Origin of the sequence: Staphylococcus sp. HMSC06C11 (assembly GCF_001808345.1) — a bacterium.
GTDB lineage: Bacteria > Bacillota > Bacilli > Staphylococcales > Staphylococcaceae > Staphylococcus > Staphylococcus capitis.
The window spans coordinates 104038-127801 of sequence record NZ_KV793040.1 but is presented as its reverse complement, the minus strand read 5'-3'; the positions used below and the strand labels follow the sequence as shown (position 1 = coordinate 127801).

Below are 23764 nucleotides of genomic sequence, written 5' to 3'. Positions count from 1 at the left end.
TTTATAAGAGAATATAAAATTAAAGAAAAATGTTTCCATAACGCGTATATTATTTACCACGATTTACGATTAAAAGATCTCATAGCTATTGATATATTATATGTTTCTATATATAAACCATTCCTTTTAAGAATACTTATAATCGTTATTATGTATTTTATTAATACATGTTTTCGTACTATAATTAATTATGTAATAAAGTTAGTCACTAAATAAAACATTTTGAACAAATTGTAACAATTTCGTCACTGAAATAGTGATTTTATAACTAAGGACAATTAAAATTCTAGTTATTTTAATGAAAATATTATAAAAATAAAACTAAGCACATTAATTGTGTCACTTTATTGCGAAGGAGTCGTTAAAATGAAAAAATTTAGTAAAAAAGTTGTATTAATTGGTGATGGATCAGTAGGTTCTAGCTATGCATTTGCTATGGTTACTCAAGGGATTGCAGATGAATTTGTCATCATTGACATTGCGAAAGATAAAGTAGAAGCAGACGTGAAAGATTTAAATCACGGCGCACTCTACAGTGCATCACCAGTCGTAGTAAAAGCTGGGGAATACAGCGATTGTAAAGATGCAGACTTAGTTGTCATTACAGCAGGTGCACCACAAAAACCAGGAGAAACACGCTTACAACTTGTAGAGAAAAACACTAAAATTATGAAAAGTATTGTATCAAGTGTAATGGATAGTGGTTTCGATGGTTTCTTCCTAATCGCAGCTAACCCTGTTGATATTTTAACTCGCTATGTTAAAGAAGTCACAGGCTTACCAGCTGAACGCGTTATTGGTTCAGGTACTGTTCTTGATAGTGCGAGATTTAGATATTTAATTAGCCAAGAGCTAAATGTTGTGCCATCAAGTGTACATGCAAGCATTATCGGTGAACATGGTGACTCTGAACTTGCAGTTTGGTCTCAAGCAAATGTTGCAGGTATCTCAGTATTTGATACTTTAAAAGAACAAACAGGCAGTGAAGCTAAAGCTGAAGAAATATATGTGAACACTAGAGATGCTGCTTACGATATCATCCAAGCTAAAGGTTCTACTTATTATGGTATAGCTTTAGCGCTTTTACGAATTTCTAAAGCATTATTAAATAACGAAAATAGTGTTTTAACTGTATCAAGTCAACTTAATGGGGAATATGGACATAAAGAAGTTTACTTAGGTGTCCCAACATTAATTAACCAAAATGGTGCAGTTAAAATATATGAAACACCTTTAAGCGATAAAGAGAAACAATTATTTAAGCAATCAGTTCAAACACTTGAAGAAACATACGACTCAATTAAACATTTAGTATAACGCATGCTTAAAATTCAAAAGAAATAAAGAAATTAAATTTTTGAAAGGATATGAAATGAATGGCTGACAAACAATATTCAGCAGCAGATATGGTAATTGACACTTTAAAAAATAATGGAATTGAATATGTATTTGGTATTCCGGGAGCAAAAATTGACTACTTATTCAATGCATTAGAAGATGATGGTCCAGAATTAATTGTTACACGTCATGAGCAAAATGCTGCAATGATGGCACAAGGAATCGGACGCTTAACTGGTAAACCAGGCGTTGCACTTGTAACGAGTGGTCCAGGAGTTAGTAATTTAACAACTGGATTACTTACTGCTACATCTGAAGGTGATCCAGTATTAGCAATCGGTGGTCAAGTTAAACGCAATGACTTATTACGTTTAACACATCAAAGTATTGATAACGCAGCACTATTAAAATCATCTACAAAATATAGTGCTGAAGTACAAGACCCAGAATCTTTATCAGAAGTGATGACTAATGCCATGCGTACAGCAACGTCAGGTAAAAATGGTGCAAGTTTTATTAGTATTCCACAAGACGTTATCTCTTCACCAGTTGAAGCTAAAGCAATTTCACTTTGTCAACAACCTCAACTTGGTGTACCAGCTGAAAAAGATGTTCAAGCAGTCATTGATGCTATCAAAAATGCAAAATTCCCAGTTTTATTAGCTGGTATGAGAAGTTCAAGCCAAGCTGAAACAGAAGCTATTCGTCAGTTAGTTGAAAAAACAAGTCTCCCTGTCGTTGAAACATTCCAAGGTGCAGGTGTGATTAGTCGTGAATTAGAAAATCACTTCTTCGGTCGTGTAGGTCTCTTTAGAAACCAAGTTGGTGATGAATTATTAAGAAAAAGTGATTTAGTAGTCACAATTGGTTATGATCCAATCGAATATGAAGCAAGTAACTGGAATAAAGAATTAGACACTAAAATTATTAATATCGATGAAGTTCAAGCAGAAATCACAAACTACATGCAACCAGTCAAAGAATTAATTGGTAATATCGCTGGTACAATTGAACTTATTTCAGAACATGTTGATGAACCATTTATTAATCAAGATCATTTAGATGAACTTGAAAAATTAAGAGCAGAGATTATTGAGGCTACTGGTATTAAAGCGACGCATAAAGATGATGTGATGCACCCAGTTGAAATCATTGAATCTATGCAAAAAGTTTTAACTGATGATACTACAGTAACTGTAGATGTTGGAAGTCACTACATTTGGATGGCACGTAAATTTAGAAGTTATAATCCAAGACATTTATTATTTAGTAACGGTATGCAAACACTTGGAGTGGCACTTCCTTGGGCAATTTCAGCTGCACTTGTCCGTCCTAACACACAAGTTGTCTCTGTAGCTGGTGATGGTGGTTTCCTATTCTCAGCTCAAGATTTAGAAACAGCTGTACGTAAAAACTTAAACATTATTCAATTGATTTGGAATGATGGGCGCTATAATATGGTTGAATTCCAAGAAGAAATGAAATATCAACGTTCTTCAGGTGTAGACTTTGGTGCCGTTGATTTTGTTAAATATGCAGAATCTTTTGGAGCAAAAGGTTTACGTGTATCTAACCAAGAAGAGTTAGAAGCAGCTATAAAAGAAGGTTATGAAACAGATGGTCCTGTATTAATCGATATCCCAGTTAACTACGAAGATAATGTTAAATTATCTACAAACATGTTACCGAATGCTTTAAATTAATTTGAAAGCGTATGTGTTTGTTAAATCATTTTCCAGGATATAAAAAAGAACGCATTCTAGAGAGATAGGTCATCTTTAGTTTGCGTTTCTTAAAGTAATAAGAAATGAATATTAATAGGAGTGAAAAGTAATATGACTAATGTATTGTACCAACACGGAACGCTAGGAACTTTGATGGCAGGTTTATTAGAAGGAACTGCTTCAGTTAATGAGTTACTAGAACATGGGGATTTAGGTATTGGGACACTTACAGGTTCAAATGGTGAGGTCATTTTTATAGATGGTAAAGCTTACCATGCAAATGAACATAAAGAATTTATTGAATTAACTGGCGATGAAATGACACCATATGCTACAGTCACTCAGTTTAAGGCAGACAAAAATTTCAGTATTTCAGATAAAAATCAAGACGATGTTTTTGATGAAGTTAAAAAAGAGATGACAAGCGAAAATATGTTTTCTGCTGTGAAAATTTCAGGTACATTTAAAAAAATGCATGTACGTATGATGCCTGGTCAAGAACCACCTTATACACGTCTTATTGATTCAGCACGTAGACAACCTGAAGAAACACGTGAAAATATCAAAGGTTCTATTGTTGGATTCTTCACACCAGAATTGTTCCATGGGGTGGGTTCAGCAGGATTCCACATTCACTTTGCTAATGATGATCGCGACTTTGGTGGTCACATATTAGATTTTGAAGTAGATAATGTTAATGTAGAGATTCAAAACTTTGAAACGTTTGAACAACACTTCCCAGTAGATGCGAAATCATTTACTGACGCTGAAATTGACTATCAAGATATTGAAGATGAAATTAGAGAAGCTGAATAACAAAAGTTAATCCCAAAGGCGATAGATAATGTCGCTTTTGGGATTTTTTTATGAATTGATATTCAATTATAAATCTTTGGTTTCTATAAATTTAAGATGATAAGCCTTTAAGAAAGTATAAACTGTATCTAGATAAGGCGTGTTAAGTTTATGAAATCTAGCCTTTTGATAGATATACCCCTGAATAGCTTCAACCTCTAAGGGTTGCTGATTTAAAACATCATAATACATACTTGTTCCCATTTCATCAGGATAACCTTGATAAATCTTCATAATGTCATCGATTGTCTGATCTGGAAAATGAATCCCCTCTGATTGAGCAACTTGTAACCCATCGTTAAGAATAGAACGACATATTTCTTTCATGTGTGTTGATTGTAATATTTTAGCGGGTTGATGCCCTATAGCAGTAATTGAATTAATTCCCAAGTTAACAAGAAGTTTATACCAAATTTTGTTTTGGATATCACTTTCTAAAATAAGTTCAATCTTAGAAGAAGAAAGCTGCTGTTTTAACTTACGAGTATCTGATGAGTCTTGTAGATGTAAGCGATAATCACGAAAGTGAGTGATTTTATCGTTTCTTTTTTGACCACTAATATAGACAACAGCTTGATAAACATGTTGGTGAGGAATATGTTGTGATTGACCATAACCATTTTGGGCTAAGATTATAAGTGAATCTTTATGGGCTATAGTTGGTAATTGCTTAATGACGTTTTGAAGTTGATGTGTTTTAACAGCGATGATTATGACATCGAATGAATGATGCGTGTTATCGTATGAAACAACATCAATGTTTTGTGCTTGAGAAGTATTTTCCGGGAAATAGGTCATTGTTTTATTATGGCGACCAATGAGTTGTGTATCAGGTAAGACAGCTTTTAATTCAGCAGCAATCGTTGTTCCAACAGCCCCTGGACCAATAACGGCAATTGTCATAATATAATTCTTTCCTTTCTTGGTGCAATTCATTATACTATTGCTAATAATAAAGGAAATTGAGGTTGAAATGAATTGAAAACATTAAGTCAATTGATAAAGATGAAAGACGAGCAAACTAAAATTTCTATGGTAACAGCTTATGATTTTCCGAGTGCAAAGCAAGCAGAACAAGCTAGGATTGACATGATCTTAGTTGGAGATTCACTTGGAATGACCGTATTAGGATACGAAAGTACAGTTCAAGTGACCGTTGAAGATATGATTCATCATGGAAAGGCTGTGAGAAGGGGCGCACCTAACACATTTGTAGTTGTTGATATGCCTATAGGGACTGTAGGTGTATGTGATGAAGATGATTTGAAATATGCACTTAAACTTTATCAAGCAACACAGGCGAATGCTTTAAAAGTAGAAGGTGCACATCTTGTTTCATTTATTCAAAAAGCAACACGTATGGGTATTCCCATTGTTTCTCATTTAGGACTTACACCACAAAGTGTTGGTGTGATGGGATATAAATTACAAGGGGGAACGAAGGAAGCGGCAGTACAACTGATTGAAGATGCAAAAGCTATGCAAGAAGCAGGCGCAGTGCTTCTAGTATTAGAAGCAATTCCAAGTGATTTAGCTCAAGTCATTAGCCAACAATTAACGATACCAGTGATTGGCATTGGCGCTGGGAAAGAGACTGACGGTCAGGTATTGGTTTACCATGATCTGTTGAATTATGGTATAGATCGACAGGCCAAATTTGTAAAACAATATGCTGACTTTTCAGTTGGTGTGGATGGTTTAAAACAATATGATAATGAAGTGAAGTCAGGTGAATTCCCTTCAGAAGCTCACACTTATAGGAAAAAGATTATGAGCGAGGTCGACATCAATGACTAAAATCGTTACAACTATTAATGATATGCAAGAGATTGTGAAGTCATACCGTTCTCAAGGGAAGACAATAGGCTTTATACCTACAATGGGAGCATTACATGATGGTCACTTGAAAATGATGCGTATGTCAGTTGAGAACAATGATGTAACAGTCATTAGTATATTTGTTAATCCTTTACAATTTGGACCGAACGAAGATTTTGATGCATATCCACGTCAAATTGACCAGGATGTTAAAGCTGTAGAAAGTATTAATGTTGATTACGTCTTTTATCCTAGTGTGGAGGAAATGTACCCTGATCAGTTAGATATTACGCTTAAGGTAGGACGTTTAGCTGAAGTGCTTGAAGGTGCACAACGACCAGGGCACTTCGAAGGAGTAGTCACAGTAGTAAATAAACTATTTAATATCGTTAGTCCTGATTATGCTTATTTTGGGAAAAAGGATGCGCAACAGTTAGCAATAATTGAAAAAATGGTTAAAGATTTTAATCATCCTATTCAAATTGTTGGTGTCGATATTGTACGTGAAGAGGATGGGTTAGCTAAGAGTTCTAGAAATGTATACTTAACTCAAGAAGAACGAAAAGAAGCTATTCATTTAAATAAAAGTTTGCAAATTGCACGTGATTTATATGAAAAAGGTGAGAGACAAAGTTGTGTCATCATTCAAAGTATTACTTCTTATTTAAACAACAATACTAGTGGACACGTTGATGAAGTAGCTATCTACAGTTATCCAGAATTAGTTGAACAGAAATGGATGAGCGGACAAGTTTTTATTTCATTAGCAGTTAAATTTTCAAAAGCACGTTTGATAGATAATATGATTATTGGAGAGGGCAAATAATGATAAGAACGATGATTAATTCTAAGATTCATAGAGCGAGGGTCACGGAGTCAAACTTAAATTATGTAGGTAGTATTACGATAGATTCGAATATCTTAGATGCGGTGGATATTTTACCTAATGAAAAGGTCGCTATTGTGAATAATAATAATGGTGCCAGATTTGAAACATATGTTATTGCTGGAGAACGTGGAAGCGGTAAAATTTGTCTAAATGGTGCAGCTTCTCGTTTAGTAGAAGTGGGTGATATCGTCATTATAATGACTTATGCACAATTAAATGAAAAAGAAGTTAAAAATCATTCACCCAAAGTAGCAGTTATGAATGAGTACAATGAAATTATAGAAATGATACATGAGAAAGAGAACTCGATTGTGCCATAAAAAAGCAATACCTAAAACTTAAAGATATATGAAAGATTATTGCTGAGTTACTAATGAGTAGCTCGGCAATTTTTATATTAAAAACTAGGATAACACTAATATTATTATATAAATATAAAATTATATAGATAACAATATAAATATGGTATATAATCTAAAATATCTTAATAGTGGAGGTCCAAACATCTATGAATTGTCCCAAATGTGGCCAGAATATTCAACCAGAAGACGTCTTTTGCGGTAACTGTGGTACTAAGCTTCAATCTGTTACTACAGAAACTACTGGGATAACATCATCAGAAACTACAAATAAAGAGACATTAGATAAACGAACTAAAGAAACTAAGGAGCATGTACAATCAACACTTACGGATGTTAATCATCATCAAAATATTAATCAATCTGTAGTCAATCAAAATGATACACATCATCCTGTTAATCAAACATTTGAACAGGCACGTACAAATGAGAAAGATTTTCTTAATGAATTAAAAGAATTTTTTATTAATGCTTTTAAACGACCAGATCAAGTTATTAAAGATAATCAAACATTTAGTTTTAGAATACTGATTACTCTTATTGTTGCAGGACTACTGTTGATAAGTTTATTTACTACTATGCTTATTCCGAGTCAAGTAGGTTTATTTGAAATACAAAAAGAAGATATCTTACTTAGATTTGTTTTAAGTTTAGCTATTATCTTAGCAATTCATATTGGAATTACATATGCGGTGGTAAGATTAACAGTTATTCCTGAAATCAAGTTCAATAAATTATTATCAGATTATGTAATCATCAATACGTTTACAGTAGCTTTATTAATTTTCTCAGGAATAATTTTTGCATTAAATTCATATAAATTTGCGGCACTTATTTTTATTGTTATGTATCTATTTTTTACAATATCACCCGCGTATATCCTCGGGAAATATAGTTCATTGTATGAAACTAGAATTTCAGGTGTTTACGGCGTGATTATTTTGATATTTGCTTTAGCCATCATAGCTTTAATCTTTGGGGAAAACGTGATTGAAAGTGTAGTAATGCAAGACTTAAGTAGATTGTTCGGAAGAGTGATTTAATTGAGATTTTGTAAATATTGTGGAAACCCATTAAATCCCAATCATAAAGTATGTACACGTTGTGGTAAACCTACAGGATACTCTGAACAGTCTATGTCTAGAAATGATGTACGTCTACCTTATCCCCCAGGGCGTTATAGTGATGCTTATCAATTTAAGAAACCGAATAAACCATTAATTATTATTTCAATTTTAGTAGCAGTCATCGCCATTACTTTAATAAGTGTGTTCATATTTTTAAAGCATCAACTGTCTCCAGAACAAAGTGTGGATCAAATTTCAGATGCACTTAAGAAAGAAGACCATCGTCAACTTTCTAAATTACTCACTTCTGATGGAAAGAAGCTTAATGATAATCAAGCACATGCATATCTTCGATTTTTAAAAAATGAAGGAAAATTAAATGAACTTTCTCAAGATTTAAAAGATAGTCTGAAAAATTTGAAGACGTCTAAAGCTAAGACGCATACAATAAGTATCAATCAATTAGCAATTATTAAAATAGAGAAAAATGGTAAACGTTTTGGAGTGTTTGACCATTACACGTTTAATATTCCTAAATATTCTATAGCAATGTATTCACATGATGATGGGAAAATTAATTATGATTACAATGGTCAAACTCATACTATCAATTTAAAAAAGGATGAATCCGTTGAAGTAGGCACATTTCCACTTGGTAATTATCAACTCGATGCCAAAAAACAAGTTGGTAATCAAACATTCAAGGGTAATATAACTATTTTAATGACACCAGCACGTTCTATCGTTAAGGAGAATTTTAAAGAAAAACGCTTTATGATTAAGCCTAATCATACTTATAAAGTAAATGATATTAAGTTGTTTATTAATAATAAAGTTGATGAACGTTTCGATGAAAATAAAGTATATGGACCATACAATTCAAATGATAATATTATGGTTCATTTAGAGGGAAAAATTGGAAAACATACAGTTAAGACAAATAGTGAACGTGTAGGATTGCCGGAAGGAACTGAAGAGTATAAGACAATCGAACTATCTTTTAATAGTGAAGAAATCAATAAATACGAAGATGAATCTAATGAGTCTGATGACTCTAGTGGCTCTGATAAAGATGACAAAGAAAAGAAAGATAGGGACGATGGCGACAAAGGTACATCTGAAGATCATAAAAGTAAAGAAGATGAGGATAAAGAAGATAAAGAAGATAATACTGAGAAAAGAGTGAAGGCTGACTTAACGCAAACAGAAGCGATAAATATCATTAAGAAGTATGAAAATGATAAATTTGAAAGTAAAGATTATTCTTTTGAGCTGCAACCCTACCAAAGTAGCGGTGAAAATATCGTAAAGGTAAAGAATAATAAAGGGAAACTTGTTTATACATACCGTATTAACACTCCAATTAAATTTATATATAAAACAGACTCTGACAACAACTACATTTCATCAGGAGTCTATGAAGGAATTTAATTACTAAAATAATTTTTAAAAGATGAGCTTTAGGAAGCTTGGGCATAAAATTGTCTTAACTTCCTAAAGCTTTTTTATTTATTGAGGTATAATTGGGATAATTAATTGAGAATCATAGTTAGCACCAGTATGAATATAGTGATGTCCTTTATTAACTGTTTCATGATGTTCATAACGTGTACTTAAACCAGGAGAGCTAGTGCCTTTAATAATTTCATTTCCTTTTATAACTACAACGAGCGTTTCACCTTGTTTAAAGTAAGTACTTGAAGGTAAAATTTCTATTTCAATTGGTACAATCTCGCCTTTTTTCAATTTTAATTCTTGTTCGTGTTTATGCCATGGTTGTATAATAGTAGATTTTTCATCATCTAATTTACGGTGAGATACTCTTAACCAACCTGTAGCAACTTGTCCTTGTTCAATATGGTTGAAGTCAGGGAAATTAACTTCATTACCTTGTCTATCTAATTTTTTAATACCTGCGAATATCTCCATATCATCTGCTTCGTTAGAAGAAACCCATAGTTTTAAATTCATATTTCCAGTTAACTCTGTATCTTCAGAAAATGTATATGTGAAACGTAGTGACTCATTATCTTTTTCAGAGTGATAGTGTGAAACATGAGTTTGTTTTGGTTTATCTAAATTGAGGGAATGATTCTCTCCGTCTAGATATAGAGCTGTATATTGTGTATTAGGTATAGGGAAATCAGATGCTTCACGATAATGTCCTTGATAGAACTTCTCACGGACTTCATAAGTCACAGTTGGGGTATCTTTCCAATCGTTGTCCTCTTTTTTAAGGTAATAATCAAAGAATAACTTTTGCTTCTCTAAATTTTCACGCGCATAATAGCTTTCCCACTCTTTTCGACCATGAACATATAACCATTTATTAACTGAGCTTGCTTGTTTAAAGCCTTCAAATGTACCACGATTGTGTAAACCTTGTGTAGACCAACTGGCACAAGTAAATAACGGAATTCGAATTTGAGGAAGAGGTACTTGATGTGCTTTCCAATAGCTATCAAAAAGTGTGTGATCTTTTTGAGCTTGAATTAAACCTTCAATATTTGGATTATTTGGCCATCTAGCGAAAATGCCTTTAATCCAAAAACGGAAAAATCCTGTATCAGGAATTCCGCCATGAAAAGCGACCTCTCTATACATATCATTTAATCCTTCCCAAGGAATCATAGCTTTTAAGTGAGGAGGATTGAGGGAGGCTACCCACCATTGAGTCACTGCTAAATAAGAGACTCCATTCGTTCCAACATTACCGTTGGACCATTCTTGTTGTGACGCCCATTCAATGACTTCATAATAATCTTTAGCTTCACGTTTTGACCAAGGTGATAGAATGCCATTTGAACCTGAACTACCTCTCAGTGCTACTTTGACTACTACATACTCATTTGGTACCCAAAATCCAGGATCAGGGGATTCCTCAGGTGTAAAACTAGATGTTGCTATATTACCTAAGGTAGGCCATTTTGCCCCCATGTTAGTGATTTTAGGTTTGTTATCTTTACCATATGTGTCTGCTGACATGACAACTGGAAAACGACCTTCCTTATTAGGTCTAAAAATATTTAAATATAGAGTTTCACCGTCTTTCATGATAACTTCTACATCTTTTTCCATTATCATCTCTTGATTACCATATTGGACGCTATCTACAACGATATAATTGAGCCCTTTATGAACATCATTAACATCAGTTACATTTAATTCTGGATTACCTAATAAATGATTCATTAATGTGACCTCCTTTTATTGAGAATGGTTTTCAATACACTTTCATCTTACTAAGCGTGTTTATAATTAACAATAATCATTTTCTTAAGTTTGTCTAAAACCCAACAGAATGCTTATAATTGTGGAAAGAGATAAAAAGAAGGTGACAAGATGTCTCATGATAGAAGAGTAAGAAAAACACAAACTGCAATTAAAGATGCCCTCATTACATTATTAGAAAAGAAGCGTTTTGAAGAAATTACAATTCAAGAAATATCTGATTTAGCAGACGTAAATAGAAGTACATTTTATACTCACTTTATAGATAAATATGACTTATTAGATAAGATGGAAAATGAGAAAATTGATGAAATTAGAAGTTTTCTCGAGAGTAGTAAGAATGATGACGAACTGAAAATTTCAGAAAGCCAGTTAAGAGAGACAATGGATTTTGTGATTAATAGTATAGGAGAACATCTAGATTTCTATAAACTTATGTTTAACTTAGGTAAAGAGTCCAATTTACATGAAAAATTATACGAACTATTAACTGGGCACTTGAATCATGTAGTTAACGATAATGATAAAATCGGAGATATTCCATTTCCGTATTTTATGAGTTATGTCTCAGGCGCTGGTTTATCTTTAATACGTCATTGGGTTGAGGATGAAAATAGAATTTCAAAAGAGGAATTGATTCAACATTTTTATGAAATCGTTAATAATGGTCCAGCAACACTTATAAGACGAGAAAAGGGAATTTAATATAATATAGATAAAAAGTGACACATCTCTACATTGTGAAGTTTGTAAGAGATGTGCCACTTTTTTAATTTGCATGAATATGATTAATTCATTTGAGAATAATCTTGGCCGTTAAGCATCCAACGCACACCATATTTATCGGTAAAAGTTCCCATTTTACCGCCCCAGAATTGCTCTTCTAATGGCATTTCAATGTTGATAGATTCGTGATCTTTAATTTTATTGTAGAAATTCTCAACACGTTCAGTATCTGTTTTATCATTAGTATCAAAATCAATTAATAAAGAAATACCATTATTTATATTATCTACACGTCCAAAAGAATCAGAACATAAGATTTTAACACCTAAAATCTCAAATTCTGCATGCATCGTTGCTTCTTCACCTTGTTCTTTTGTTAAACCAAAATTTTCAGCTTGTTCTTCGCCTACTGCTAATCTGTTTACATTAGTTGCTCCAAAGACGTCTTCATAGTATTCAAGTGCATCTTTTGCTTTATCAAATGATAAATATGGATGTAATTGTGTCATATATTTTAACCCCTTTTTATGAAATATCTTTCTAACGCAATCTTACTATATAATTTTAATAATTCTAATATTATGATTATATAAAAGTGTCGTCTATATTTGACATTTCTAATATTGTCATATATATTTGACATTAACAAAGGATATTGAGGAGTGAAACGAGATGAGTAATTTTAATGATTTGATGCTTAATTGGATCACAAGTACCTCTACAAAAAAGGATGAAAGAGAAAAGTCAGAACTTAACCAAAAACTAGCAAACATGTTTGCTATTAACTATTTGGTTACAGTTCTAACAATTGTATTCTTTACAATTATTGATATGTATCATCATACAATTACAATGCATACGATAGTGTTATTTGCCGTATTCTTTATATTTAATATTATACTTATCATTAACTTTGGTAAGAATAAACATTTTGAGGAAGTCGCATATTCACCCAAAGAATATAAGAAATTAATAAGAAGATATGGTATCTTGAGTGTTGTATTTATGGTTTATTTTGGTGTTTGCATGACTCTCATCGGTGTGATAATAGATTATTTATGGAATGATCCTATTGATTGGAGCGGCCATTTACTGAATGGACTTATTTCAGGAGTAATATTTGGTGGCTTTATGTTTTGCGTCTATTTAGTTAAGCTTAAAAAGGAATACTAGTTTGTTAAAAAATAAACATGAACACAAGTATAGTTGATTAAAAAAGTAAATTGTTTTAGTAATTATTACTTTGATGATAGACAACCTCTCTTTATACATCATGTTATTATATAATAAAGTTAATATATAATAAAAATGTGTGTTAAAGGGAGGTTTTATTATGATTGAAGCGGATAAAATTTTGGCAAAAATGAAAAACCAGAAGATTAATTACGATAGAGTACTAAGAAAAATGATATCTCAGTGGCAACGTGATGGGGAACGCCCACGTATCTTATTACATAGTTGTTGTGCACCATGTAGCACATATACTCTAGAATTTTTAACTCAATATGCTGATATTGCAATTTACTTTGCGAACCCAAATATTCATCCTAAGAATGAATATCTAAGACGTGCTAAAGTTCAAGAACAATTTGTTAAAGATTTCAATAGTAAAACAAATAGCAATGTCGAATACATTGAAGCAGAATATAAACCACATGAATTTATGAAGATGGCTAAAGAGAAAGGGCTAACTGATGAGCCAGAGGGTGGATTGAGATGTTCAGCATGCTTTGAAATGCGATTAGAAATTGTAGCTCAAGCAGCTGTTGAATATGGTTACGACTATTTTGGAAGTGCCATAACACTCTCTCCAAAGAAAAACGCACAACTTATTAATGAACTAGGAATGGATGTTCAAAATATTTATAATGTTAAATATTTGCCTAGTGATTTTAAAAAGAATAAAGGGTACGAACGTTCAATTGAAATGTGCAAAGACTATCATATTTTTAGGCAATGCTATTGTGGTTGCGTCTTTGCTGCAATGAGACAGGGTATTGATTTTAAACAAATTAATAAAGAAGCAAAGGCATTTTTACAACAATTTTAATTAATATAAAATCCCAAATGTACAGATAATATTTAAGACAATACTATCTTATTACATTTGGGATAATTTTTTTAAAACTATATCATTCTGTGTATAAATCTAAAAATCGCTAAGCCTGCTATTGCAATCATCGAGATAAGTGAGAATATCTTAAACTTTCTACTTTCCGTCTTTGTTTCTGATTCTCCTGATTCCATCATTTCACGCAGTTCACGTTCAATATCTAAATCGAGGTCTGTTTTACGGTAACCATTCAAACCTATTCTGTCATCATTAGATTGATGATTGGGCTTTTCAGAAATCGTTTGTTGGTTAGTTTGAGATGTTGTCTCTTTCTTCTCATCACTCATATTGTTGCCTCCTAAATTCTTGAAACATATACCTTTCTTTAGTATAAATCGTAAATATTATAAGTAAAGAAATTTCAGGAGTATTAACTAAACGTTCATTTTTTTGAAATATTTTAAAGCGTTATAATCATTTAAAGTTTATGCGTCTAAACCAATAATATCGCTTACGTTTTGATATCCATTTTCAGATAAATATTTAGCAATGTCTTTATTCATTGACTTAGTTAAACCTGGACCTTCAATGACTAAAGAAGAATAAATTTGTAATAAAGAAGCACCATTTCTTAACATTTTAATTGCGTCTTCAGAGCTAAAGATTCCACCAGTTCCGATAATTAAGAATTTACCTTTAGTTTGTTGATACGCGTATTTAACGAGTTTTAAATTACGTTCGAATAAAGGTTTACCACTTAATCCGCCTTCTTCAGTTTTATTCTTAGAAATTAAACCGTCACGTTGACGAGTCGTGTTAGCTAGTATAACGCCATCAAAAGTCTTAGTTATGGAAGGTAAGATGTTTTTGAATCCTTCAAGTTCCATATCTGAAGTTAATTTCAAGAATATAGGTACGTTGATATCATTTTCAGATTTAAAAGTAGTGAGCGCTTCGCAAAGCATCGTGAATTCATCTTTATCATGGAAATTCTGTAAATTCTCAGTGTTAGGTGAGCTGATATTAACTGTGAAGAATGTCACGTCATTCTTAAATGTATCGATAACTTTTATATAATCTTGATAACGGTCTTCGTAAGACGTCTTCTTATTAACACCCACATTTAAACCTACTGGGATCGTATAGGCATGACGGCGTAAATGACTAAGTGCTTTATTCATCCCTATATTATTGAAGCCCATACGATTAATTAACGCGTCATCTTCAATTAAGCGATACATACGTGGTTTAGGATTCCCTGGTTGCGGTTTAGGGGTAATACCACCTAATTCTATGGCTCCAAAACCAACATGCTCTAATGCTTTAGGTACTTCACAAGATTTATCGAATCCTGCAGCGAGACCAATGGGATTATTAAATTTGATGCCATGAATGGTTTTAGAGAGTGATGGGTGATTGTAATTAAAAATTTTGTCCATGATAGGATAAATTTTCGGAACTCTTTGTACCATTTTCAATGCATCAATGGTAAGACCATGTGCTTTTTCAGGATCTAATTTAAATAATAAAGGTTTAACTAATTTATACATGTTAACGCTCCTATTTCATTATATTTGAGGCTTACTATCCTCAATTTAATATATTTGAAATACATTCCTTTAATAGACTAGCATTTTAATAAAAATTTTCATAGCTAAATTAGTGAAAGTTGAAAATTTGACTTAATTCTTAGGTCAGTTTTATTTCATATATACCGATTACTTTTAAAAGATTAATTATAATGAGAGTTGGCAATATAATAAGGTATAACGACAAACTTCTTAAGAAGGTGAAAGTATGAAAGCAGAATGGAAAGAGAAACTCCCCATAGACAGAGTAAAAGATATCTCACCAGTAAGTGGTGGTGATGTTAATGAAGCATTCAAAGTTACAACTACTGAGGATGATATCTCCTTTTTACTTGTTCAGCGTAATCGTCCAGAATCATTCTATGCGGCTGAAATAGCTGGCTTAAATGAATTTGAGAATGCAGGTATCACAGCACCACGTGTGATTGCTAGTGGTGAAATTAACGGAGATGCTTATCTTATTTTGAGCTATTTAGAAGAAGGTGGAAGTGGAAGTCAAAGAGAGCTCGGTCAGCTTGTAGCTAAGATGCATAGTCAACAACAAAAAGAGGGTAAATTTGGTTTCAGTTTACCACATGAAGGCGGAGATATTTCATTTGATAATTCATGGACTAATAGCTGGAAAGAACTTTTCATAGAAAGAAGAATGGATCATTTAAGAGATGAATTGATGCGTAAAGAGTTGTGGAATGAAGAAGATAATAAAGTCTATGAAGAAGTAAGAACTGTGATGGTAAATGAACTTGATAGTCATGAAAGTAAGTCATCTTTATTACATGGTGATTTATGGGGCGGTAACTATATGTTTTTAACTGATGGTAGCCCTGCACTATTTGATCCTGCACCATTATATGGTGACAGAGAATTCGATTTAGGTATTACGACGGTTTTTGGTGGATTTACTCAAGATTTTTATGAGGAATATGAAAAGCATTTTCCTTTAGCCAAAGGTGCACAAAAAAGATTAGAATTTTATCGATTATACTTATTGATGGTTCATTTAGTTAAATTCGGTAATATGTACGCAGGTAGTGTTAATCGCTCAATGGATACAATTTTAAAATAAAAAGATTCCCCACACAGGCTCTAATGATGATATATATGAGCGCTTGTGTGGGGTGATTTTATATCTTAATAAATTAAAGTTCCATTTTATCTAATAATGATTTGCCATTGTCATAAAGCATATGAATTTTTGAATCAATTGTAATTAAATCTGTAGATTCAAATTCATTCGCTAACATTGAGACTACTTGGTCCGTTGTGTATGGTGCATCAGAACCATATACAATTTTATTTTTATCAACCATTTCTAATAGAGTAGGTAATTGATATGGTAAAACCTTACCGGCCAAATCGAAGTAAAGTTCTTTCATTACTTGTTCTAAATCATCAGGTTGCTTCTCTGATCCAAACATCTTGTTGCCCATCGCTACGCGTTGTGCGATTATAGGGAGTAAAGCACCACAATGAGGTACAATCCACTTAATATTCGGATACTTACTAAATACATTCTTTTGACTCATATAAATAATTGTACGAGTTGTATCAAAGATAAATTCCATAAGTGGCGGAGGTACTTCTTCGCTCATCGCTTTAATAGCTGGCTTAGGTTCATTAGGATGAATGGCTACAGTTGCTTGACGTTCATTTAATCTTTCAAATATCGGTGCTAAACGCTCATCACCTAAATATACGCCACGTGCATTCGTTGGTAACGTGAACCCTAACGCATGCTGTTCATCTAATGCTTTATCTATAAATTGAACACTCTGATTGACTAAGGGCAAGGGTAATGTTGCGAAGAAACCAATACGTTCGCTATGTTCCTGCACGATATTTGAAGCATAGTCGTTCACTTCTTCAGCAAGTTTTAACATCTCGTCATCAGGTGCAACGCTAATGTGCGGGCTTGAAATCGATAATACGCCATATTCAATATCTTGCTTCTTCATTAATTCTAAATATGATTCTACTGAAAATGGGGGCGTCTTAACGCCGTCACCTTCACCATTAAAATAGTCATCAAGAAATTGGCTATAACCAGGTGAAATGTAATGTGCATGTAAATCTATCTTCTTCATTGAGCAAACTTCCTTTATAGAAATAAGTGATTTTAAATATTTTGTATAATGTTGCGATATTTTAAAACTAGGCAGCAGTTCTGCATATAAGAGTAAACGTTACTTATTTATTTTGAGTTTGGTTTATAACTCTAATGTTTCTCTTCTTCATCATCATCTTTCTCAGTTAACCATTTATCTAATTGGCGATAGTATTTATTAACTTCATCAGGTCTATCTATACCTGGTAAGTCATGGTTAACATCATACCCTAGTTCATTGAGCGCATATGATAAACAAGCATAACTTTCTCGGTATTCACTAAATTCTGAGTTAGGTAAATTAATAGTCGTTGGAATGACAGGAGTTAATTTATCTTTTTCATAAATACAACTTAAATTAGAAATATACCAAACGTCATCATTGTCTTTATCAAGACAGTAGATAATTTTAGTGTCTGAATCCAATTGCATTTCTACGTTTTTAATATCTACTCGAAACTGGATTGTTGCTTGCATAATTGCTACAGCACGATGGTTATTAATCCACATTTGTGTATTATAAATTTGATGTGGCGCGTATCGATTCATTGCTTCAGAGGAGGATACAAATTCTTCTCCAGTACCATTAAACCAAGAAATGTTCACATGTGAGTCTTTAGCGAAACAAGTTCTCATGCTATCCCATAAGGCATTATCGCGACAAAAACGTTCGAATTGAATTAATTCTAAAATATTTTCTTTATCTAACAAAGTTTCTTGAGTATAAGGTTTATTTCTTTCAAATAACATTTAATAAACTCCCTTTAATACTTTAAGCTAAGATTAGTTCCAAATTTTGAGTAATACTTCTGCGAATCCTTCAGGCTTTTGTATATAACCTAAGTGACCACCAGGGATATCTACAATATTAATTCCCGTTTCATCTTTAATATAGAAGTTAACTTCTTGAGGGAAAGAACCTTTGGAATCAGTCCCATTAAGTAATGTGATGATATCTTTATGATGATTTAAATCTTCTAAAGAGATATCAGATTCTGTGTATTGGCGAATTTCATATTTAAACCAACCTAACATTTCTTCAAAACGTTTTTTACTCTCTGCATCATCTTCTGCTTGAGCAGGTTTAGACATTGATTGTGCATCAATAGAACTAATATTTAATGTTTCACCGAAAAGTTTCATAGCTTGAGGCATGCCTTCATTCACAGCAATATCAATAATTTCAGCATTCTTATCTTGCCAATATTTAGCATTCGGTAAGAATGTATTAATCGGTGGTTCATGAAATGCAATTTGCTTCACAACATCAGGATGTTCTTTTAGGACATGCATTGCAACGATAGCACCTGAACTTGAGCCTAAAACATATACGGGTTCGTCACTTAATGACTTAGCTAATTCAGCAATATCTTGTGCATCACGTTTCACGCGATAACGACTCTCTGGGTTAGATACTTCCTCTGGTAATGATTCAGTTAATTCACTTTGTCCATATCCTCGACGATCTACAGCTACAACTGTAAATTTTTCTTGTAATTGTTTAGCTAGTGGCATGTAGATATCACCAGTTCCATTCGCACCAGGGATTAAAATAAGAAGTGGTCCATTGCCAACTTTATGATAACGTAATTTTGCGCCTTGCAATTCTAATGTTTCCATCATTGAAACCTCCATTTAAATATTTTTCGTATTAAAGAAAAGACACACTTATATATTTCGTGTAAGTGTTACTCAAGACCTAATAATTTAGCTCCGTTTTTATAGCTGATTTTTTCTTTTTCCTCTTCAGTTAAATCTAATTCGTCTAAGAATGTACCCAATTTTTCAGGTTCAACATAAGGGTAATCTGCTGAATATAAAATTCTGTCGACGCCAACTTCTGCTTTTACTAGATCAAATTGTGGTTTAGTTAACATTCCACTTGGCGTAATATAGAAGTTATTTTTGAAATAATAACTAATAGGATGTTCTAGATGGTCAGCAAATAAAATATCATCCATACGTTCTAAGAAGAATGGAACAAATTCGCCCCAGTGACCGATGATCATGTTGAGGTTAGGGTGACGGTCAAATACACCTGATAGCACAAGGTGAATGGCATGAATACCTACATCTACGTGCCAACCATAACCGAAGCAAGCAAATGTAGCTGCTGTTACGTCTGAGTAGTTACCTTTGTAATAAGCTTGGTAAACATCGCTTTGAACTGGAGAAGGGTGTAAATAAATAGGAACATTTAACTCTTCAGCTACAGCAAAGATGCCATCATATTCATCTTGATCTAGGAAGCCACTCTTAGGATGTCCCATAATTAATGCGCCTTTAAAACCTAATTCTTTTACACATCGTTTAAATTCTTCTTCTGCTGCTTTAGGTTCATTAATTGGTAATGTAGCAAATCCTACAAATCGATCTGGGTGTTCATTGATATATTGTGCTAACGTATCATTTGCTTGTTTACATAATTCAATTGCGCGTTCGCCTTCAAGATTGGAAGGGGCGCCATTTCCATAAGATAATACTTGCATTTCAACGTCATGTTTATCCATGAATTGAATACGTGCATCGTGATGTTTGATTTCATCTGCATCAGTAAAACCAGATTTTTCTTCAAGGCCTTTTAACATCGTTTGCATAGGTACACCTTTAGGATCAGATGTCATATGTTTCATTGTTTCTTTTTGTATATCCTCAACAACATAATGTTCTTCAAAGTTTATACTTTTCATTGTGTATTTCCTCCCTAAGATAATAAATATCTTAATAACTAATTATATATGTGTAATTTTCATTGATTTCATTGAAAATTTTTCCCGTTAAACATGAGGCCAAACTTGTTAATGATTTACCACGGCATTGTGCCATTACCATCAATAAATGTTCCTGTAGGACCATTTTTATCAATAGTAGCAAGTTTTATGATAGGTTTTACACCTTCTGAAGCAGGTTTAGAGTTGTTACTGAAATCACCAACTAAATCAGTATTAGTAGAACCTGGATCTGCTGCATTAATTTGAATGTGTGGTAAGCCTTTAGCATACTGTACAGTCATCATTGTGACCGCTGATTTAGAAGAACAATACGCAAGTGAATTAACTTGCGATTCAGCAGTATCTGGGTTTGTAACCATTCCAAATGAACCCAATCCGCTACTCACATTTACAACTACAGGCTGCTCTGATTTCTCTAATAATGGAATAAAGGTATTCATCATGCGTACGATACCAAAAACATTTGTGTTATATACCTTTTCGACGTCTTTAGCAGTAAAATCAGCGACTTTAGCGAATCCTCCTGAAATACCGGCATTGTTTATAAGTACATCAACACGGCCTTCTTTATTTGAAATAGTTTCAAAGGCTTGTTGAACTGATTTATCATCACTTACATCTAGTTGAACATAGTCGACGCCTAATTCTTTTGAAGCTTGTTGACCACGTTCTTCATTTCTAGATCCTATATAAACCTTGTAGCCTTTCGCTTTTAATTCTTTAGCTGTCTCATAACCTAAACCTTTATTTCCACCAGTAATTAACGTAACTTTTTCCATTCATGAACACCTCAATTAATTTAAATATAGTTTTATTAAGTTATCTCTTATTTCATTATTTGAAAGTTGTCTTTTATTTTTTTGAATTTCATAAGCTTTAGTAGAAAGTGATTTTAATAACATATCAGTTTTGAATATGGCCCAAGAATCATCCTCGCCATCTTTAAATAAATCATAGTAAAAATTAAATAAATCAGAGAAAAATTGGCTTTGATGAAATTGAGACTTACTATTACTTTCCTCAATACAGTTTAATAAATCACTATTTTCATATTTAAATGTCAAAAAAACATCTAGGGAGTGTTCCATCTTCTCTTCTTTAGAATTAGATGAAGCAGCTACATCATTCATTTTTTGAATAATTTCATCGAAATCATGCTCGATAATGTGATAACACAAATCGCTTTTATCCTTAAAATGCCGATAAAGTGTTCCCATACCGATACCAAGTTCTTTAGAAATTCTATTCATACTGATTGTCTCAACGCCGTATTGTTTAAATAGTTCGATCGCTTTATTCTCGATACGTTGACGGTTTAGAAGAGCATCTTTACGCAATGTATTCACCTACTTAATGAGCTAATGTTGACAAACGGATAATGCTCCGTTTATTATAAATCTCACTTACTTAGAATTCAAATATAATGCTAATTAAAAAATAAGATGAAAGTGGGACACTATAATATGTCACTAAATAAAGAGCAAAGACGTATCACTGCTATAGAATTACGAGAACATTTCCATAATTCAACTTTAAATATTGAAGACATAGCAAATAAAATGAGTATTTCGGTTGAAGAAGTGGAAAAGGTATTAAACATGAATGCTCCTAGCGGTTTCTTTGGTAATCAGTTACAAAGATTTATCCATCGCGTTTGGGATGTTCGTGACATTATAAATTCAAATATTAAAGAAAATGGTCAAACACCTGAAGAATATACTTATTTAAAAGGCGAAAAAGAAGATTATTGGTTCTTACAATAGGAGAGATAAACATGAGTAAAAGTATATTAGTCATTGGTTCAACTGGTAAACAAGGAAATGCTGTTGTTAAACAATTATTGGAAGATGGTTGGCATGTGCGTGCGTTTACTAGAAATAAAAATAATGAAAAATTAACATCAATTCATAATGATCGATTAGAGATTTTTGAGGGCGATTTGAGTGATAGAGAAAGCTTGACTCAAGCGATGGCTGACCAATATGGAGTATATAGCGTTCAGCCTATTATTCCAGACCATGTTGAAGAGGAATTAAAGCAAGGTAAACATATTATCGAAACTGCTGAAGAACAAGGAGTTAAGTATGTCGTTTATAGCACAGCGGGTGGTGTTAATCGTGATAGAACAGGTCCTCACTTTGAAGCATTAGCACAATTAGAAAATAAGATAAAAGCATCTCGTTTAGATTTTACAATTATTAAACCATCGTTTTTTATGGATAACTTCTTAAGAATCACTAAAGTTTCAGATGGAGAAATTAAAATCCCAGAATTTATTAATCCTGAAGTGAAATTTTCAATGATTTCTTCTATCGATATTGCTAAAATTGCGTCAGCACTTTTCAAAGATCCTAAAACATATAATCATCAAGATATAGAAATTGCTACTGATGAGCTGACTCTAAATGAAGTAGTCAAAACTTTTGCAACCGTAACAGGTAAACCAACTGAAATTGAAGGCGAATTTACGAGTGGCACTGCTGAAAGAAGTTGGCTTGAAAATAAAGGTTATGTTATAGATTTTGTACAAATGGAACGTCTTAATCCCACGCGCTTAACACTTGATGAATGGATTGCTCAAGCGGCATTTTAAACTTGAAATCGTCTAATTATAAATGAGAGGTGACATGTACGATGCATTCAATGTGGTTTAATCTAAATGTAAAAGATTTAGATCGTAGCGAACAGTTCTTTAAGTCTCTAGGATTTGAAATTAATAAAAATCCAGAAATGCTAGATAAAATGTTAGGTATTACAATTGGACAAACGATTGTGATATTGATAGAAAATAATCACTTCGAGTCTGTATCACATCAAGATGTCGATTCAAGCCCTAATGAAGTGATGGTTTCGTTAGGTGTTAAAGAAAATAAAGACGTTGATGAATTATTAGCGAAAGTGGAACCTGCTGGTGGAACAATTATTGAAAAACCAGGTGTAAGACAAGGGTATTATGGAGCAATGTTTAAAGATCCTGATGGGCATAAGTTTAATTTTCTTGTTTGTTAAATAAGCGTGAAAAATATATAAATAGGCACCGTGTATTCTCATTCAGTACATGGTGCCTTTTACTATATCTTTTGGTTTGATTTTAAAAAATGAAAACTTCTCACAATTTGTGAGGAATTGACGTGATTATGAAGAAAAATATCAACTTTCATCAGATACATATTGAAGTTGTACGATTTACCATAAAACGGTGAATATTAATGAAATTGTTCAATTTGTTATAAATGTTTATAATAAAGGAATTATTAGAAGTATTGGAAAAGATAAAAA

Annotated in this window: 26 protein-coding genes; 15 read left to right on the top strand and 11 right to left on the bottom strand. The window is 32.7% G+C overall.

What is annotated here, in order from left to right:
- Positions 1–366: 366 nt before the first annotated feature.
- The 3 genes from HMPREF3154_RS06755 to budA all read left to right on the top strand — a co-directional run bounded on the left by HMPREF3154_RS06755 (position 367) and on the right by budA (position 3878).
- Positions 367–1317, top strand: coding sequence for an L-lactate dehydrogenase (locus HMPREF3154_RS06755; RefSeq protein WP_002454082.1), 951 nt, complete (start codon positions 367–369; stop codon positions 1315–1317).
- A gap of 59 nt (positions 1318–1376) precedes the next feature.
- Positions 1377–3041, top strand: a complete 1665-nt coding sequence (gene alsS / locus HMPREF3154_RS06750; protein WP_030059078.1) for an acetolactate synthase AlsS — start codon at positions 1377–1379, stop codon at positions 3039–3041.
- A 132-nt stretch (positions 3042–3173) separates the two neighbouring features.
- A complete protein-coding gene (gene budA, locus HMPREF3154_RS06745; RefSeq protein WP_002432571.1) occupies positions 3174–3878 on the top strand; it encodes an acetolactate decarboxylase in 705 nt (234 codons plus the stop codon).
- 66 nt (positions 3879–3944) lie between these two features.
- On the opposite strand, the gene HMPREF3154_RS06740 is transcribed toward budA, so the two are convergent.
- On the bottom strand, positions 3945–4820 hold the full coding sequence (locus HMPREF3154_RS06740; RefSeq protein ID WP_070474504.1) for an oxidoreductase: 876 nt from the start codon (positions 4818–4820) through the stop codon (positions 3945–3947).
- 75 nt (positions 4821–4895) lie between these two features.
- On the opposite strand from HMPREF3154_RS06740, the gene panB reads away from it, so the two are divergent.
- The 5 genes from panB (at position 4896) to HMPREF3154_RS06715 (ending at position 9481) form a co-directional block, all read left to right on the top strand.
- Positions 4896–5714, top strand: coding sequence for a 3-methyl-2-oxobutanoate hydroxymethyltransferase (panB, locus tag HMPREF3154_RS06735; RefSeq protein ID WP_030059089.1), 819 nt, complete (start codon positions 4896–4898; stop codon positions 5712–5714).
- Positions 5707–6561 (top strand): pantoate--beta-alanine ligase, encoded by an 855-nt coding sequence (panC, locus tag HMPREF3154_RS06730; RefSeq protein ID WP_002432476.1) that lies wholly within the window; start codon positions 5707–5709, stop codon positions 6559–6561. The genes panB and panC overlap by 8 nt, the downstream gene beginning before the upstream one ends.
- The gene (gene panD, locus HMPREF3154_RS06725; RefSeq protein ID WP_070474501.1) at positions 6561–6944 is read left to right on the top strand and encodes an aspartate 1-decarboxylase; all 384 of its coding nucleotides are present in this window, start codon (positions 6561–6563) and stop codon (positions 6942–6944) included. The genes panC and panD overlap by 1 nt, the downstream gene beginning before the upstream one ends.
- A gap of 188 nt (positions 6945–7132) precedes the next feature.
- The gene (locus tag HMPREF3154_RS06720; RefSeq protein WP_002432610.1) at positions 7133–8026 is read left to right on the top strand and encodes a zinc ribbon domain-containing protein; all 894 of its coding nucleotides are present in this window, start codon (positions 7133–7135) and stop codon (positions 8024–8026) included.
- Positions 8027–9481 carry a TcaA second domain-containing protein gene (locus HMPREF3154_RS06715; RefSeq protein ID WP_030059093.1) on the top strand — a complete coding sequence of 485 codons (1455 nt, stop codon included), beginning with the start codon at positions 8027–8029 and terminating at the stop codon, positions 9479–9481.
- A 78-nt stretch (positions 9482–9559) separates the two neighbouring features.
- On the opposite strand, the gene HMPREF3154_RS06710 is transcribed toward HMPREF3154_RS06715, so the two are convergent.
- The gene (locus HMPREF3154_RS06710; RefSeq protein WP_064212216.1) at positions 9560–11242 is read right to left on the bottom strand and encodes a CocE/NonD family hydrolase; all 1683 of its coding nucleotides are present in this window, start codon (positions 11240–11242) and stop codon (positions 9560–9562) included.
- Between the two features lie 150 nt (positions 11243–11392).
- On the opposite strand from HMPREF3154_RS06710, the gene HMPREF3154_RS06705 reads away from it, so the two are divergent.
- A complete protein-coding gene (locus HMPREF3154_RS06705) occupies positions 11393–11986 on the top strand; it encodes a TetR/AcrR family transcriptional regulator (RefSeq protein ID WP_030059095.1) in 594 nt (197 codons plus the stop codon).
- Positions 11987–12069: 83 nt separating this feature from the next.
- Here HMPREF3154_RS06705 and HMPREF3154_RS06700 read toward each other — a convergent pair whose 3' ends face one another.
- Positions 12070–12516, bottom strand: coding sequence for a VOC family protein (locus HMPREF3154_RS06700; protein ID WP_002432211.1), 447 nt, complete (start codon positions 12514–12516; stop codon positions 12070–12072).
- A gap of 163 nt (positions 12517–12679) precedes the next feature.
- Here HMPREF3154_RS06700 and HMPREF3154_RS06695 point away from each other — a divergent pair, with 163 nt between their 5' ends.
- Positions 12680–13180 carry a hypothetical protein gene (locus HMPREF3154_RS06695; RefSeq protein ID WP_049427824.1) on the top strand — a complete coding sequence of 167 codons (501 nt, stop codon included), beginning with the start codon at positions 12680–12682 and terminating at the stop codon, positions 13178–13180.
- 160 nt (positions 13181–13340) lie between these two features.
- Entirely contained in the window at positions 13341–14057 is a 717-nt protein-coding gene (locus HMPREF3154_RS06690; RefSeq protein ID WP_002432766.1) for an epoxyqueuosine reductase QueH, read from the top strand.
- A gap of 77 nt (positions 14058–14134) precedes the next feature.
- On the opposite strand, the gene HMPREF3154_RS06685 is transcribed toward HMPREF3154_RS06690, so the two are convergent.
- Both HMPREF3154_RS06685 and HMPREF3154_RS06680 read right to left on the bottom strand, forming a co-directional pair.
- On the bottom strand, positions 14135–14407 hold the full coding sequence (locus tag HMPREF3154_RS06685; RefSeq protein WP_002432954.1) for a hypothetical protein: 273 nt from the start codon (positions 14405–14407) through the stop codon (positions 14135–14137).
- A gap of 138 nt (positions 14408–14545) precedes the next feature.
- Complete coding sequence (locus HMPREF3154_RS06680; protein ID WP_070474498.1) at positions 14546–15610, bottom strand: quinone-dependent dihydroorotate dehydrogenase; 1065 nt, start codon at positions 15608–15610, stop codon at positions 14546–14548.
- Between the two features lie 247 nt (positions 15611–15857).
- Here HMPREF3154_RS06680 and HMPREF3154_RS06675 point away from each other — a divergent pair, with 247 nt between their 5' ends.
- On the top strand, positions 15858–16715 hold the full coding sequence (locus HMPREF3154_RS06675; protein WP_070474494.1) for a fructosamine kinase family protein: 858 nt from the start codon (positions 15858–15860) through the stop codon (positions 16713–16715).
- 73 nt (positions 16716–16788) lie between these two features.
- On the opposite strand, the gene HMPREF3154_RS06670 is transcribed toward HMPREF3154_RS06675, so the two are convergent.
- The 6 genes from HMPREF3154_RS06670 to HMPREF3154_RS06645 all read right to left on the bottom strand — a co-directional run bounded on the left by HMPREF3154_RS06670 (position 16789) and on the right by HMPREF3154_RS06645 (position 21822).
- Positions 16789–17733: an amidohydrolase family protein gene (locus HMPREF3154_RS06670; RefSeq protein WP_030058707.1), complete on the bottom strand. Its 945-nt coding sequence runs from the start codon at positions 17731–17733 to the stop codon at positions 16789–16791.
- A gap of 131 nt (positions 17734–17864) precedes the next feature.
- Positions 17865–18503: a nuclear transport factor 2 family protein gene (locus HMPREF3154_RS06665; protein WP_030058708.1), complete on the bottom strand. Its 639-nt coding sequence runs from the start codon at positions 18501–18503 to the stop codon at positions 17865–17867.
- Positions 18504–18536: 33 nt separating this feature from the next.
- The gene (locus HMPREF3154_RS06660) at positions 18537–19373 is read right to left on the bottom strand and encodes an alpha/beta fold hydrolase (protein WP_023351087.1); all 837 of its coding nucleotides are present in this window, start codon (positions 19371–19373) and stop codon (positions 18537–18539) included.
- A 68-nt stretch (positions 19374–19441) separates the two neighbouring features.
- Entirely contained in the window at positions 19442–20443 is a 1002-nt protein-coding gene (locus HMPREF3154_RS06655; RefSeq protein WP_002432761.1) for an amidohydrolase family protein, read from the bottom strand.
- Positions 20444–20559: 116 nt separating this feature from the next.
- A complete protein-coding gene (locus HMPREF3154_RS06650) occupies positions 20560–21264 on the bottom strand; it encodes an SDR family NAD(P)-dependent oxidoreductase (RefSeq protein ID WP_030058710.1) in 705 nt (234 codons plus the stop codon).
- Between the two features lie 15 nt (positions 21265–21279).
- Positions 21280–21822 carry a TetR/AcrR family transcriptional regulator gene (locus HMPREF3154_RS06645; RefSeq protein ID WP_002432343.1) on the bottom strand — a complete coding sequence of 181 codons (543 nt, stop codon included), beginning with the start codon at positions 21820–21822 and terminating at the stop codon, positions 21280–21282.
- Between the two features lie 126 nt (positions 21823–21948).
- Here HMPREF3154_RS06645 and HMPREF3154_RS06640 point away from each other — a divergent pair, with 126 nt between their 5' ends.
- Genes HMPREF3154_RS06640 through HMPREF3154_RS06630 form a run of 3 tightly spaced genes read left to right on the top strand, consistent with a single transcriptional unit; the run spans position 21949 to position 23494 of the window.
- On the top strand, positions 21949–22248 hold the full coding sequence (locus tag HMPREF3154_RS06640; RefSeq protein WP_002432863.1) for a DUF2316 family protein: 300 nt from the start codon (positions 21949–21951) through the stop codon (positions 22246–22248).
- An 11-nt stretch (positions 22249–22259) separates the two neighbouring features.
- Positions 22260–23078 (top strand): NmrA/HSCARG family protein, encoded by an 819-nt coding sequence (locus HMPREF3154_RS06635; RefSeq protein ID WP_070474492.1) that lies wholly within the window; start codon positions 22260–22262, stop codon positions 23076–23078.
- A 41-nt stretch (positions 23079–23119) separates the two neighbouring features.
- A complete protein-coding gene (locus HMPREF3154_RS06630; RefSeq protein ID WP_002432575.1) occupies positions 23120–23494 on the top strand; it encodes a VOC family protein in 375 nt (124 codons plus the stop codon).
- Positions 23495–23764 lie beyond the last annotated feature (270 nt).

Coding starts and splice junctions, on each gene's coding strand:
- HMPREF3154_RS06755 (WP_002454082.1), top strand. CDS start 367: ATGAAAAAATTTAGTAAAAAAGTTGTATTAATTGGTGATGGATCAGTA.
- alsS (WP_030059078.1), top strand. CDS start 1,377: ATGGCTGACAAACAATATTCAGCAGCAGATATGGTAATTGACACTTTA.
- budA (WP_002432571.1), top strand. CDS start 3,174: ATGACTAATGTATTGTACCAACACGGAACGCTAGGAACTTTGATGGCA.
- HMPREF3154_RS06740 (WP_070474504.1), bottom strand. CDS start 4,820: ATGACAATTGCCGTTATTGGTCCAGGGGCTGTTGGAACAACGATTGCT.
- panC (WP_002432476.1), top strand. CDS start 5,707: ATGACTAAAATCGTTACAACTATTAATGATATGCAAGAGATTGTGAAG.
- panD (WP_070474501.1), top strand. CDS start 6,561: ATGATAAGAACGATGATTAATTCTAAGATTCATAGAGCGAGGGTCACG.
- HMPREF3154_RS06720 (WP_002432610.1), top strand. CDS start 7,133: ATGAATTGTCCCAAATGTGGCCAGAATATTCAACCAGAAGACGTCTTT.
- HMPREF3154_RS06710 (WP_064212216.1), bottom strand. CDS start 11,242: ATGAATCATTTATTAGGTAATCCAGAATTAAATGTAACTGATGTTAAT.
- HMPREF3154_RS06705 (WP_030059095.1), top strand. CDS start 11,393: ATGTCTCATGATAGAAGAGTAAGAAAAACACAAACTGCAATTAAAGAT.
- HMPREF3154_RS06700 (WP_002432211.1), bottom strand. CDS start 12,516: ATGACACAATTACATCCATATTTATCATTTGATAAAGCAAAAGATGCA.
- HMPREF3154_RS06695 (WP_049427824.1), top strand. CDS start 12,680: ATGAGTAATTTTAATGATTTGATGCTTAATTGGATCACAAGTACCTCT.
- HMPREF3154_RS06690 (WP_002432766.1), top strand. CDS start 13,341: ATGATTGAAGCGGATAAAATTTTGGCAAAAATGAAAAACCAGAAGATT.
- HMPREF3154_RS06685 (WP_002432954.1), bottom strand. CDS start 14,407: ATGAGTGATGAGAAGAAAGAGACAACATCTCAAACTAACCAACAAACG.
- HMPREF3154_RS06680 (WP_070474498.1), bottom strand. CDS start 15,610: ATGTATAAATTAGTTAAACCTTTATTATTTAAATTAGATCCTGAAAAA.
- HMPREF3154_RS06675 (WP_070474494.1), top strand. CDS start 15,858: ATGAAAGCAGAATGGAAAGAGAAACTCCCCATAGACAGAGTAAAAGAT.
- HMPREF3154_RS06670 (WP_030058707.1), bottom strand. CDS start 17,733: ATGAAGAAGATAGATTTACATGCACATTACATTTCACCTGGTTATAGC.
- HMPREF3154_RS06665 (WP_030058708.1), bottom strand. CDS start 18,503: ATGTTATTTGAAAGAAATAAACCTTATACTCAAGAAACTTTGTTAGAT.
- HMPREF3154_RS06660 (WP_023351087.1), bottom strand. CDS start 19,373: ATGGAAACATTAGAATTGCAAGGCGCAAAATTACGTTATCATAAAGTT.
- HMPREF3154_RS06655 (WP_002432761.1), bottom strand. CDS start 20,443: ATGAAAAGTATAAACTTTGAAGAACATTATGTTGTTGAGGATATACAA.
- HMPREF3154_RS06650 (WP_030058710.1), bottom strand. CDS start 21,264: ATGGAAAAAGTTACGTTAATTACTGGTGGAAATAAAGGTTTAGGTTAT.
- HMPREF3154_RS06640 (WP_002432863.1), top strand. CDS start 21,949: ATGTCACTAAATAAAGAGCAAAGACGTATCACTGCTATAGAATTACGA.
- HMPREF3154_RS06635 (WP_070474492.1), top strand. CDS start 22,260: ATGAGTAAAAGTATATTAGTCATTGGTTCAACTGGTAAACAAGGAAAT.
- HMPREF3154_RS06630 (WP_002432575.1), top strand. CDS start 23,120: ATGCATTCAATGTGGTTTAATCTAAATGTAAAAGATTTAGATCGTAGC.